Below are 13,370 nucleotides of genomic sequence, written 5' to 3'. Positions count from 1 at the left end.
GACTTAGAGCAACCTTTCTAGGATAGTGGTCAGTAGCTATCTCATTAAGAATCAAGATCAACAAAAACTAGAGTTTTGGCCTGACTGTATGTAAGCCAAAGTCCGACAGGGATGCCGGACCCAAGAAGCATACGCGACCTGAAGAGACATCGACCATCCTGCACTCAGGATTGGTTGCTGGCGGCCAAGTACGGCCAGCCAGGTGCTTGTGCTCAGGGCGGAATTCTAGAAGGCGGACAAACGATATCGCCCCTGTTGCCGAGAGATCCTCGTTCTTCGCGGTCCGGGGGCACACTTGGGCACCAATTGCACGTAAAGACGGACATGACGGAAAAGCTGCTGCCACGCCTGCTGCCCAACAACGGCTATCCTGCCGCCCCGCGCTTCACGATCAGCAAGAAAATCGGGCTGGCATTCCTGCTGCTCCTGCTGCTTGGCATCGCCAATGTCGTCGTCGTGCGCAGCATCCTGCAGGACTTCAACGGTGTCGCTGCCACCGTCAATATTGCGGGCAAACTCCGCTTCCTTAGTCAGAAAATTGCGCTGAATACCAGCAATACGCTCAATGGCTGGACACCCGGCAAGAATGCGGCAGAGGTGGACATTGACGAATACGAAATTGCACTTCATGCACTCGCAGTTGGCGGAATCGCCTATGGTTACGAGCTCCGCCCCCTCTCGCCCCACCAACAGGCGGAACTGGAAACGCTTCGGCAGAACTGGCTCCGCTACCGTGCCTATATCGAATCCACGCTTCAGAGCACCAGCGCCACTACCGCAGAGGCAGCCCAGTTCGGCGAAATTACCGAAGGCTCGGCACGCATGCTCAAGGGGGCCGAAGACCTGATGCAGTCGCTGACGATGGAAGCGCAACGCAGACAGGACCGCGCGCTGCATACCACCTACCTGTTGCTGGTAGTCGACGCGCTGGTGCTGATGGTCATGTTCATGCTGGTCCGCCTGCGTATCGTGCAACCGCTGCGCGGCCTTGTCCGTCACAGTCGCGACCTCGCTGAAGGTAATTACCATGTCCGCGTCGGCTACCACTCCAATGACGAGATGGGCCAGTTGACCGATGCATTCAATTATTCCGCGCGCCGCATCGGCAGCCTGATCAGCCGTCTTGAGGAAGAGCGCTTGGCCCTGTCGCAGGCGGAGTCGATGTTCCGCGGCGTTGCAGAAAACTCCGTGGTCGGCGTCTATGTCGCACAGGATGGCAGGTTCAGGTTCGTGAACGAAAAAATGGCGAAGATGTTCAATTACGAACCCGCCGCCATGATCGAGTCCGTCGGTGTCTACGACCTCGTTCCGGAAGGCGACCGCGAGCTGGTCGAGACCAACGTGCAGAGGCGATTGAGCGGCGATCTGCTCGGGGTGCATTACGAACGCCGGGCGCGCAAGAAGGACGGCACCCTGTTCGATGTCGAAGTGTTCGGTTCCAGCATGAATCTGGACGGGCATCCGGCAACCATCGGCATCATGCTGGACATCACCGAGCGCAAGCAGGCGGAATCGACCATGCGCATGGCGACCATGGTGTATCAGAGCAGCAGCGAAGCGATGACCATCACCAACGCCGACGGCATCGTCATCGAGACCAACCCGGCCTTCACCAAGATCACCGGATACCGGCGGGAGGAAGTGATCGGCCGGCACATCAAGATACTGCGCTCCGGCCGGCAAGACCAGGCTTTCTATGACGCCATGTGGCAGGCGCTGAATACCTCCGGCCATTGGCAAGGCGAAATCTGGAATCGCAGGAAAAACGGCGAGGTGTATGCGGAATGGCTGACCATTAACACTTCCTACAATACGGACGGCTCGGTCAACTGCAGGATCGCGCTGTTCTCGGACATCACGCACAAGAAGAGGACGGATGACCTCGTCTGGCGCCAGGCCAACTTCGACTCGCTGACCGGCCTGCCCAACCGCCTGATGTTCCGCGACCGTCTGGAACAGGAAATCCGCAAATCGCACCGTGCCGGCTTGCCGATGGCGCTGATGTTCATCGACCTCGACCGTTTCAAGGAGATCAACGACACCCTTGGCCACGCCGTCGGCGACTCTCTCCTCAAGCAGGCTGCGGAACGCCTGAGCGGCTGCGTGCGGGAGTCCGATACCGTTGCGCGGCTCGGCGGCGACGAGTTCACCATCATCCTCGGCGAATTGACGGCGGCCACCAATGTCGAACGCATCGTGCAGGAAGTGCTGAAGAACATGGCCGAGCCCTTCATCCTCGGCGATGAAGTCGCGTATGTCTCCGCAAGCATCGGCATCACCTTCTACCCTGACGACGCCACCGAGGTCGAAGGCCTGCTAAAGAATGCGGACCAGGCGATGTACGCTGCGAAGAACCTGGGACGCAACCGCTTCCATTACTTCACCCCCTGCATGCAGGAGCAGGCGCAAGCACGACGGCACCTGGTCGCCGATATGCGGCTGGCGCTGTCCCAGAACCAGTTCTGCGTGCATTACCAGCCGATTGTGGACATGGCCAGCGGAAGGATCCGCAAGGCCGAGGCACTGATCCGCTGGCAGCACCCGAAGCGTGGCCTGGTGAGTCCGGCGGAGTTTATTCCGGTTGCGGAAGACACCGGCCTGATCGTAGAGATCGGCGACTGGATATTCCGTGAAGCGACACGGCAGGTGGCACGCTGGCGCGAACTCCAGCCCGATTTCGAGATCAGCGTGAACACCTCACCCGTGCAGTACCGCAGCGGCGGCATCGGCCATGACAGCTGGTTTGCCCACCTCGACGAGCTTGGCGTGCCCGGTGATGGCATCGCGGTGGAGATTACGGAAGGATTGCTGCTCGATACCAGCTCGGCAATCACGTCACAGCTGCTGAAGTTCAGGGAAGCCGGCATCAAGGTGTCGCTGGATGACTTCGGAACCGGCTACTCCTCCATGTCGTACCTGAACCGGCTGGATATCGATTATCTGAAGATCGACCGCTCCTTCATCGTCGACCTCGCTCCCGGCTCCGAGAATGTCGCGCTGTACGAGGCGATGATCGAGATGGCGCACAAGCTCGGCATCAAGGTCGTGGCCGAAGGCGTGGAAACGCCCGAACAATACGAGATCCTTGCCGCTGCGGGCTGCGATTTCGCCCAAGGTTTCCTGTTCTCGAAACCGGTGCCACCGGAACAGTTCGAAGCGCTCTTCATGCAGGAGAGCCTCCTTCCGATTCCATCGCCCTGCTGAACCGGCACTGAGGGCCCCTTTCGCGCCCGGAAGCACCGGTTTCGCGTCATCCTTGCACTGACAGCTCCTACAGCAGAAGGCGGCATTGTCGCTTTGCCGAAATACGTCAGGCATGGGCGTTATTTCTGAAGCGCACGAGAAAATTCTCCGCGTGCGGCGTCCTCTCTTTCCCCCGCTCAATGACGTGATGCAAATTTCCTTCGGCCGTCACTGAGTCTTTATTGTTTTCATTGAAAAAAATATATGGTGTCTGACATTTATCAAAGTTTCAGCAGGCACTTAACGCGAACCGTTTTTCTCAAATAAGCCGAGCACTCATTTACAACTATATTTCTGAGAGGATCCTATATGAAATACTCCGTATTGCTCGCGGCCTTGGTCGCCACTCTGACATTAGGCGCATGTGGAAAAGAAGAAGCTAGCACGCCCGATAGCGGTGCCAGCAGCTCCGGCGCGACGGGAAGCACCGGCGGCACCACAAGCGGTACGACAGGCAGTGCCGGTAGCACCAGCAGCAGTAGCAGCACTGAAAGCCCGAGCGCGACCCCGAGCACTGGTGGCATGACACCACCAGCAGGTGGAGCTGGAGGCACTGACAGCAGCTCCGGCAGCGCGACGACGCCTCCTCCGGGTGGCGCAGGCGGTACCAGCGGCAGCACCACTCCGTCCGATAGCGGCGCAGGCGGTACCAGTGGCAGCACCACTACGCCTCCGGGTAGTGCAGGTGGCACCAGCGGCAGCACCTCTACCCCGTCAGGCGGTGCTGGCGGAACCAGTGGCAGCAGCTCCATGCCTTCTGATAGCTCCAGCAGCGGCAGTAGCAGCGGTAGCAGCAGCGATAGCAGCTCCTCCTCGCCGTCGGACAGCTCGAGCAGCGGGTCGGGCAGCACTGGTGGCACCAGCGGCAGCAGCACGACCACGCCTGGCAGCAGCAGCTCCTCGGGCTCGCAACAATAAGTTTTTCTTTTTTGATGTGCAGAGCCGCACCGTTGGCGCCGCCAGCGGTGCGGTTTTATCGTTATGCAATGCGTTTAGCGCATTTTTCCTGATCCTGCGCACCTCACGTACGGCGGTACTTCTCGAACGTGGGATTCACCTCCGGCATTAGCTTACTCAGCAATGCTGAGAATGCCTTAACGCACCTTGCGAGTCTTCATGCGTACCGGTTCGATCCGCAGCTCGCCGCGCAGCATCGGCTTGACTAGGATTTTGTAGGTATCGACATCGAATGTCCGCCGTGCCGGAATGCGCACGGGAGGCGCACCGGATAGATGGTCGATGGAGCCGACATAGAACCAGTGGTCGATGACATGCATCTGCTTCCAGCCGTCACACTCCTCGACGATGCCCATCGGGCCTGCATAAGGCCACATCATGATCCGCATTTCCTGCAGCGCAGCCTGCAACCGGCGGTGATGCGTCTCGGCGGGCTCCTCGCCGATACAGGCGCCGAGGCAGCGCGATATCTGGCGCGCAAAACAGGCACGCCCGCGCATCGGCGTTTCCAGCCCGGTCAGCGCCGGACATAGCCTTTCCGTATCCACGATCTCCCGCAGCTTTTCCAGCGCCGCCCTGCGTGTGGCGAACAGGCCGTACAGGTCTTCGGTCTTTGCAAAATCATGGTCACGCGCATACACGATTTCTGGCATCGCCACAGCCCCGGGCAGCAGGCGCAGTGTGCACATCTCGCGCGTGCGGCGCAGTTTCTTGTTATGCAGCGGCTGCATTTCCTTGATCAGGCGGGATTCCAGCAGCAGTGCACCGATCTCGCCGGCCGTGCGCCGAAACTCGACATGGCGGCTTTGCTGCAGCAGGCGCGCCTCTTCCGGCGTGCGCAGATGGGACAGCACGCGACTGCGGATGTTGACGCTCTTTCCGATGTAGAGCGGCTGATCCTGCTCGCCGCGAAAAATGTAGATGCCCGGCTTGGATGGCAAGGCAGCGAGGCTGGCGCGATCGATGTGATGCGGATATTCGAAGCTATCGGCGGGCTCGGGCCGGATCACTAATCCAACCGAGGTGATGCGGGCTTGCATGGAAGGCAAAACAGCTTTTAAAAAATATAAGGAGGGCGCAAATCCATAACCAATCTGGCTAAACGGATTCGCATGTTTACTGTATATTTATACAGTATAAATTGATTAACGGCATGCAGCCGAAAAGCATAAGAGGCCTCGATGTCCGCATTAGTTTCCACCATATCGTCACTACCCCATACCGTCTGGCGTGCGAACCAGATGGGATCGCACCACACTACGGTCGTGCCGACCGGCCATGGCGCGCTCGACAAGGAATTGCCCAATGGCGGCTGGCCGAGCGCGGCACTGATCGAACTGCTGCTGCAGCAGGCCGGCATCGGCGAAATGCGGCTGCTGCGCCCTGCGTTGAACAGGATCGCCAGCCACCACCGCATTGCGCTGGTCCAGCCGCCCCACCTGCCGCAGATCGCTGCCTGGACGGCATGGGGCCTGCCGGCCGAACGCATCCTGTGGATCAACACGCAACGCAGCGCCGATGCGCTGTGGGCGGCGGAACAGGTACTGCGCAATGGCAGCTGCGGCGCCTTGCTGCTGTGGCAATCGCAAATTCGCAGCGAGTCGCTGCGCCGCCTGCACCTGGCGGCGCAAAGCGCGCAGACGCTGTTCTGGATGCTGCGGCCACTGGCGAGCGTGCAGGATGCCTCCCCTGCGCCCTTGCGGCTGGCGCTGCGCCCGGCTAGCGGCGGCATCGGACTCGACATCGTCAAGCGGCGCGGTCCGCAGCGCGATGAAATGCTTTTCCTGCCGCTGCAGGATGCGCCTGCGGCACCTTCCCAATCACTCACACGCACACTGACAGCACCCCATGCGCACCTGGATCGGCGTTTACCTGCCACACCTGCCGCTCGAAGCATTCCGGCCGAACTGGTCTGAAGCAGGCCGACATGTGGTTGTCGACCGCACGCAGGTGCTGGCCATCAGCGAACAGGCAGCCGATGCGGGTGTGCGCTTCGGCATGCGCCGCGGCGGCGTGCAGGCCTTGTGTCCCGATGCCGTCCTGCACGAACGCGATGGCGCGCGCGAACAGGAAGCATTGGACAATATCGCCCTCGCCTTGCTGCAGTACACGCCGGAAGTCGCTTATGCGGAAAAAGCAAGCCTGCTGCTCGATGTCAGCGCCAGCCTGCGCGCATTCCGCGGGCGGCTCGCCTTGAGCCGGCTGGTGCGCGCCAGCGTCTTCGCGCTTGGCTTCACGCCGCAGATCGGCATGGCACCGACGGCACAAGGCGCATGGCTGCTTGCGCGCTGCCAGCCGCACCATGGACGTGCGGCAGTGCGCCGCGTGATCCGCATGGAGAGCATGATGCGCCGGCTGGATGCCCTGCCCTGCATGCTGCTGCCCGCTGCCCGCCCCTACGAGGAATGGCTGACCGGCATCGGCTGCCATAGCCTGCGCGACCTGCGCCGCTTGCCGCGCGCGGGTTTGCAGCGGCGCAGCGATAAGCATCTGCTGGACGCACTCGACCGCGCTTATGGCCAGGCGCCGGAATTGTTCGAATGGGTGCAAGCACCCAAGGCCTTCTCTGCGCGCCTGGAACTGCCGGATCGGATCGAACATGCGGAAGCCGTGCTGTTTGGCGCGCGCCGCCTGCTGCTGCAAATGACTGGCTGGCTGGTCGCGCAGCAGCTGGCGGTGCGACGCTTTGTGTTGCAACTCGAGCATGAACGCGGGCGCCATGCGATCGCGCCAACGCCGATTGAGATCGCACTGGCCGACGCGGTCTGGCAGGAGGAGCACCTGACCCGCCTGCTCAAGGAGCGCCTCGGCCGGATTGAGCTGGTGGCCCCGGTGATTGCGGTGCGGCTGGAAGCCCATCAGCTGGAGGCGATGCAAGCCCCCTCCGAGTCGTTGTTTCCGGAACCGGGCGGCACGCCGGCCGACTATCACCGCCTGCTGGAGCTGCTGACCGCGCGCCTTGGCAACCAGAGTGTGCTGACACCTTCGCCCCGTGCCGACTACCGGCCCGAGGTGTGCAATGCCTGGGCGCCTGCCGCGACTGTCAGCCGGCCCGCGCCGCCGACGCTGCATCAGGTCGAACGACCGTTCTGGATATTGGAAAAACCGGTGGCATTGATCATGCGGGAAAACCGGCCGTTCTATGGAACGCCGCTGCGGCTGGTGAAAGGACCGGAGCGGATCGAATGCGGCTGGTGGGACGGCGGGCTGGTAGTGCGGGATTATTTCATCGCCCAGGGGGAAACTTCGACCTGCTACTGGATTTATCGGGAGCGCAGCGGAGATGAAATTTGCTGGTATCTGCATGGGTTATTCGCATGACATCTTCTTCCATGCATGGCACCGGTACGGCAAAGCTGGAGAAGTTCGAGGCACAATTTGGGTTGTGAAACGACTGCGTGCATGGCTGCGGGAATGCACGTTTATCAACCCTTTTCTTGACCTAGCTCATTTATCAAGGGATTGACTGCGGCATATGATGGGTCAGACCTTGTCTGCGAGGCATTGCAAGTCAGTGTTGCTCGCCAAGGTTGTTTTTCCTTTTTTGAATATTTGGAGTCATTGCATGAACCTGACGATCACCGGCCAGCACCTCGAAATCACCCCTGCGATCCGCCAATATGTGGAGAGCAAACTGGAGCGGGTGGTCCGCCATTTCGACCAGATCATCGACATCGCGGTCATCCTCGGCGTGGAAAAGCTCTCCGAAAAGGGCAAGTCCCAGCGCGCTGAAGTCAACCTGCGCATGAAGGGAAATGTCATCCACGTCGACAACGTCGCCGACGACCTCTATGCCGCTATCGACGGCCTCGTCGACAAGCTGGATCGCCAGGTCCTGAAGCACAAGGAGAAGATCCAGGAACACCAGCACGAAGGCATCAAGCGCGTCAGCGAAGACCTCTGACGTTCTTTCCGGCAGCGGCAACATCGCCATCGCTGCTGCCGGAACATTTTCTTCGCGTCAATAAAATGGAAGGCCGGCGCTTGCCGGCTTCCTTGCTGTGTTCTCCCTCCAACCCATGCCGATTGCGGCTTGCGAACAGCAACCTGCTTCGCCATAATGCTTCGGCATGACGGCTTTCCCAAAGCCATCGCAGTCTGGCAATCCTTTCCTCCCTCATTTCCGCGCATCCCGCGCAAGCGCCGCAAAGCCCCTGCCGCACGCATTAACGAATTACCAAGATGATCAGGACGCTCGAAAACCGCTTTTACTATCTCGATAACTTCCATCGGGTGGTCGAGTGGATCCGCGACCGTTACAGCGACCTGCTGACCGCCGAGGAACAGGTATTCATCGACCGTTTCTGCACGCTGCCGCAGCCATCCCGCGCACTGCTGGTGCGCATGGTGATGCGCAAGGGCGAGCTGTTCCGTGCGAGCAAACTGAATTACGAAGAAATCGGCGCCACGCGCGAAGCCATGCACGAAGCCGCACAAGCGCTGGTGGAACTCGGCTGGATCGACGACCGTCCCCTGCTGACGCTGGAACAGCTGTTCAGCCTGCTGACGAAGACCGAGATCGTCGCCCTCTTCCGCGCCTCCTTGCCCAATGCGCAGGCGAGGAAGGATGAACTGCTCGAAGCGCTCCTGGCTGAGTTTTCCGATGCACGCCATTTCGACGGCTGGCATCCGGCAGCCACAGAGTGTGTCTACCAGGTGCGCATCAACCCTTTGTGCGACCGCCTGAAGCTGCTCTTCTTCGGCAACTGCCGGCAGGACTGGCCGGAGTTCGTGCTGTCGGACCTTGGTATCTACAAGTACGAGAAGGTCGAGTTCTCCGCCTCGTCACGCGGCTTTCGTACGCGTGAGGATGTCGACAGCTACCTGCACCTGCACCAATGCCGGGAACGTTTCGAGCAAGGCGAACTGCTGAACGAGATCATGAAGGACATCCCGGCCACGCCGCTGGCCAACGACTGGCTGGAGGGCCGCCGCGCCAGGCTGCTGTTCCAGGTGGCGCAGCAATACGAGCGCTGTGGCGAGTTCGACACTGCGCTCTGCATTTACACCGCGTGCGCCTATCCGGAGGCGCGCGTGCGTGCGATCCGCGTGATGGAACGCAGCGAGCAGTTCGAGCCAGCCTTCGCGTTGGCTCAAGCGGCGTTGGAAGCACCCGAGAACGAAACCGAACGGCAGCAGCTCCTGCGCATCCTGCCACGCCTGCACCGCAAGTTAGGGCTGCCCAAAATTCCAGCGCAAGCTGCGACACCAGTGCCGCGCATCGACTTGCTGCTACCGCAACCGGATACCGACTACTCGGTTGAAGTGGTCGCAGCACATCACCTGGCCGAACCCGGCGCGCCGGTGTACTACGTCGAGAACACGCTGATCACGTCGCTGTTCGGCTTGTTGTGCTGGACAGCGATCTTCGCCGCCGTGCCGGGCGCGTTCTTCCATCCTTTCCATATTGGCCCAGCCGACCTGCACAACCCGGATTTTCGTCGCCGGCGCGAGCAGGAGTTTGCGGCGTGTTTATCGCAACTCGACACCGGGCAATACATCGACACCATCAACCGCAACTTCACCGACAAGATGGGCACGCAATCACCCTTTGTGGCATGGCAGGTGTTAAGCGAAGAGCTGAAGGACATCGCCCTGCAATGCATTCCGGCCGAGCACCTGAAGAAATGGTTTGAACGCATCCTGCAGGACATCGCTTCCAACCGCGCCGGCCTCCCGGACCTGATCCAGTTCTGGCCCGCCGAGAAACGCTACCGCATGATCGAGGTGAAAGGCCCAGGCGACCGCCTGCAGGACAACCAGATCCGCTGGCTCGACTACTGCCTTGCGCACGGCATGCCGGTGTCCGTCTGCTATGTGCAATGGGCGGAGACCAACGCGTGACCTCCGGCGCGAAATACCTCGTCGCCGTGCGCGCACTGGCGGAGTTCACCGCCAAGGAAGGCGACCTCGACCTGCGCTTTACGCCGTCTCCATCGGCGCAGGAAGGCATTGCCGGTCATGCGGTCGTCACCGCCCGCCGCGGCGCCGGATACCAGGCCGAAGTTACCTTGTCGGGCGAATACAAGCACCTGCAGGTACGCGGCCGCGCCGACGGCTACGACCCGGTGCGCAACCGCCTCGAGGAAATCAAGACCTTCCGTGGCGACATCGACGCGATACCGGACAACCATCGCAAACTGCACTGGGCGCAGGCAAAGATGTACGGCTGGCTGCTGTGCGAAAAACTCGGCTTGCAGGAAGTGGAATTGGCGCTGGTGTATTTCGATATCGTCAAGCAGAAGGAAACGGTGCTGCATGAATCGCATTCCGCCGAGTCCCTGCATGCCTACTTCGACCAGCAGTGCGAACGCTTTCTCGCATGGGCAGAACAGGAACTGGCGCATCGCACTGCACGCGACACGGCATTGACGGTATTGCGCTTTCCCCATGCGGATTTCCGCCCGGGCCAGCGGCAACTGGCGGAAGCGGTATACCGTGCGGCGACCACCGGGCGCTGCCTGATGGCGGAGGCGCCAACTGGGATCGGCAAGACGGTGGGTGCCCTGTTCCCGTTGCTAAAAGCCTGTCCCGGCCAGGACCTCGACAAGGTGTTTTTTCTTGCAGCGAAAACGCCGGGCCGCGGACTGGCGCTGGAAGCACTTGGCCTGATCAAGCGTAGCAAACCGGCGCTACCGCTACGCGTGCTCGAACTTGTCGCGCGCGACAAGGCTTGCGAGCATCCGGACAAGGCCTGCCATGGCGAATCCTGCCCGCTTGCGCAAGGCTTCTACGACCGGCTGCCGCAGGCACGGCAGGCTGCAGTCAACAGCGCCCAACTGGACAAAAACACCTTGCGCGAGATCGCCCTCGCGCACGACATCTGCCCCTACTACCTCAGCCAGGATCTCGTGCGCTGGAGCGATGTGGTCGTGGGCGACTACAACTACTATTTCGACACGAGCGCGCTGCTGCATAGCCTGACCACATCCAACCAATGGCGCGTCGGCGTGCTGGTGGACGAGGCGCATAACCTGATCGAGCGCGCGCGGAAGATGTACACCGCAGAGCTGGACCAGACTTCATTCCATTTCCTGCGCCAGTCCGCACCGGCCGCGCTGAAGAAGGACCTGGACCGACTCAACCGCAGCTGGAATGCCTTGAACAAGGAACAGGAAGAGCCTTATCGCGTCCATGCCGACATTCCCGACAGCTTTTCCGGTGCGTTGCTGAAGGCGATCGCCACCATCACCGACTTCATGGCGGAGAACCCGACCTATGTCGACAACGACCTGCAACGCTTTTACTTCGATGCGCTGCACTTCTCGCGCATGCTGGAAGTATTCGGCACGCACTCACTGTTCGATGTGACGAAGACTGCATGGCAGGGAAAAACCCGTTCGGTGCTATGCATCCGCAACATCATCCCTGCTCCGTTCCTTGCACCGCGTTTTGCCGATGCGCGCACTACCACGCTGTTCTCTGCCACGTTGAGTCCGTGGCACTTCTACAGCGACACGCTCGGCCTGCCGGAAGACATGGTGTGCGTGCAGGTGGAGTCGCCGTTCAAGGCAGAACAGTTGTCGGTGCGCGTAGTCGGCGATATCTCCACCCGCTACCAGCATCGCGAGGATTCGCTGTCGCCGATTGTCGACCTGATGGCGCGGCAGTATGCGGAGAGGCCGGGCAATTACCTTGCGTTCTTCAGCAGCTACGACTACCTGCAGAAGGTCACTGCGCTGTTTGCCGCGCGCTATCAGGACATTCCAATGTGGGAACAGTCGCGCCGCATGGAGGAAGCCGAGCGCGACCAGTTTCTCGCGCGGTTTACACCGGAGGGCAACGGCATCGGTTTTGCCGTGCTGGGCGGCCCCTTCGCTGAAGGCATCGACCTGCCGGGCGAGCGACTGGTCGGCGCGTTCATCGCGACGCTGGGCCTGCCGCAACTCAATCCCGTCAATGAGCAAATCAGAGAGCGCATGGATACGACGTTCGGCGCAGGCTACGATTACACCTACCTGTTCCCCGGCATACAGAAAGTCGTGCAGGCCGCGGGGCGCGTCATCCGTACGCAACAGGATCGTGGCGTGGTGTACCTGATCGATGACCGGTTTGCGCGTGCCAATGTGCTGCGGCTGCTGCCGGCATGGTGGAAAGTCGATGTGCGGTCAGGCAGGCATCGTTAGGAGCTGTCGGTAAGGCGAAGATCCGTCACCGCATGCGCGGGTCGTACAGCCATTTGCGGAGTTTGGTCGCGGTGATCTTGGCCGCATCCGGATGAGCCGGATTGATGAGGATGTTGGATTCTTCCGGGACAATTGCCGAGGGCACGATCATTAGCGCCGATGCCCTGCCCGCAGCCCATTGCTCGCCGATGTCGAGGCTGACTTTTCCGTGTGGCATGGCGTCCCAGCCGACATGGCTGCGCGAAAGGATGTCCGGCCTCGTTGCGGCCTGCCACAGCGTGTCGGGGATGGCGACTTGCACCAGATAACGGTTCAGCGGCAGTCCGCCGGAATTCAAATGGACAAAGGTTTCGAGGCAGGCCAGCGCGACGTTTTCCGCGCAGTACAGCATCGGCGTGCCGATACGGTTCCAGCGGCCGCCGGTGAGCTTGGCACCGGTGCCGGACAAATCATCCGCGGTGTAATCTGGTGTGTCGGTGGCAATGCGCCATACCAACCGGCTCAAGCGTAAGCTCCGCTCTGCATCATGGCCAGCAGGTTGGAGATCATCCTCTGTCCTTCGATGGTGTCCAGGTATTCGGCCGGACGCTGTCCGTTCAATGCCGGCAGCGGCGACTCCAGCCATTGCGCGACCCATTTGGCAGCATCGAAGCCTTCGGGGTTGCCGGACTGCGCCACCATGGTTTCCACCTGCCCGATGAGCTGCGACATGCCGACCACGCGCTCGCTGTCATCGGTGGAAAGCCGCCCTTTCGCCTGTACCTTGCGGTTCACCGTCGCTGGCGACAGGCGCAGGAAACGGTAAATCTTGTCCTGCGACACATCCATCTTGCGCACGAGATCCCTCACCTCGGCGGCATTGACGCCGCGCTTGATGATCTGCACCCGCACATCTGGCGTGGAGGTGTACAGGGCGCGGGAATCGGTCACGGAAACCTCGGCCGGGCGGCTTTGGGCCGCAGCCCGGGCCACCGGCTTGTCAGCCTTGGGGGCTTTTTCCCTGCGGGGTGCTTTGGCGATGGCTGCTGTCATATTGCGCTCCTT

At 61.0% G+C, this 13,370-nt stretch carries 10 protein-coding genes; 6 read left to right on the top strand and 4 right to left on the bottom strand.

What is annotated here, in order from left to right; genetic code table 11:
• The first annotated feature begins 324 nt into the window (after positions 1–324).
• Positions 325–3,204, top strand: coding sequence for an EAL domain-containing protein (locus ACYVIA_RS02250; protein ID WP_460837476.1), 2,880 nt, complete (start codon positions 325–327; stop codon positions 3,202–3,204).
• 344 nt (positions 3,205–3,548) lie between these two features.
• On the opposite strand, the gene ACYVIA_RS02245 is transcribed toward ACYVIA_RS02250, so the two are convergent.
• A complete protein-coding gene (locus ACYVIA_RS02245) occupies positions 3,549–4,118 on the bottom strand; it encodes a hypothetical protein (protein WP_460837473.1) in 570 nt (189 codons plus the stop codon).
• A gap of 219 nt (positions 4,119–4,337) precedes the next feature.
• The gene (locus ACYVIA_RS02240; RefSeq protein ID WP_460837471.1) at positions 4,338–5,240 is read right to left on the bottom strand and encodes an endonuclease; all 903 of its coding nucleotides are present in this window, start codon (positions 5,238–5,240) and stop codon (positions 4,338–4,340) included.
• A gap of 141 nt (positions 5,241–5,381) precedes the next feature.
• On the opposite strand from ACYVIA_RS02240, the gene imuA reads away from it, so the two are divergent.
• The 5 genes from imuA (at position 5,382) to ACYVIA_RS02215 (ending at position 12,326) form a co-directional block, all read left to right on the top strand.
• Positions 5,382–6,116, top strand: coding sequence for a translesion DNA synthesis-associated protein ImuA (gene imuA / locus ACYVIA_RS02235; protein ID WP_460837469.1), 735 nt, complete (start codon positions 5,382–5,384; stop codon positions 6,114–6,116).
• Positions 6,049–7,521, top strand: coding sequence for a Y-family DNA polymerase (locus ACYVIA_RS02230; RefSeq protein ID WP_460837468.1), 1,473 nt, complete (start codon positions 6,049–6,051; stop codon positions 7,519–7,521). The genes imuA and ACYVIA_RS02230 overlap by 68 nt, the downstream gene beginning before the upstream one ends.
• Before the next feature lie 244 nt (positions 7,522–7,765).
• Positions 7,766–8,104, top strand: a complete 339-nt coding sequence (hpf, locus tag ACYVIA_RS02225; protein WP_460837466.1) for a ribosome hibernation-promoting factor, HPF/YfiA family — start codon at positions 7,766–7,768, stop codon at positions 8,102–8,104.
• 278 nt (positions 8,105–8,382) lie between these two features.
• Entirely contained in the window at positions 8,383–10,044 is a 1,662-nt protein-coding gene (locus ACYVIA_RS02220) for a VRR-NUC domain-containing protein (RefSeq protein WP_460837463.1), read from the top strand.
• The gene (locus ACYVIA_RS02215) at positions 10,023–12,326 is read left to right on the top strand and encodes a helicase C-terminal domain-containing protein (RefSeq protein ID WP_460837460.1); all 2,304 of its coding nucleotides are present in this window, start codon (positions 10,023–10,025) and stop codon (positions 12,324–12,326) included. The genes ACYVIA_RS02220 and ACYVIA_RS02215 overlap by 22 nt, the downstream gene beginning before the upstream one ends.
• Positions 12,327–12,351: 25 nt before the next feature.
• Here ACYVIA_RS02215 and ACYVIA_RS02210 read toward each other — a convergent pair whose 3' ends face one another.
• Positions 12,352–12,831, bottom strand: a complete 480-nt coding sequence (locus ACYVIA_RS02210) for an RES family NAD+ phosphorylase (RefSeq protein ID WP_460837458.1) — start codon at positions 12,829–12,831, stop codon at positions 12,352–12,354.
• A complete protein-coding gene (parS, locus tag ACYVIA_RS02205) occupies positions 12,828–13,358 on the bottom strand; it encodes a type II RES/Xre toxin-antitoxin system antitoxin (protein ID WP_460837456.1) in 531 nt (176 codons plus the stop codon). Before parS ends, ACYVIA_RS02210 begins: the two co-directional genes overlap by 4 nt.
• Positions 13,359–13,370 lie beyond the last annotated feature (12 nt).

Source organism: Noviherbaspirillum agri (assembly GCF_054780595.1).
The sequence above is the reverse complement of the archived record's forward strand: the minus strand, read 5'-3'. Positions and strand labels throughout refer to the sequence as shown.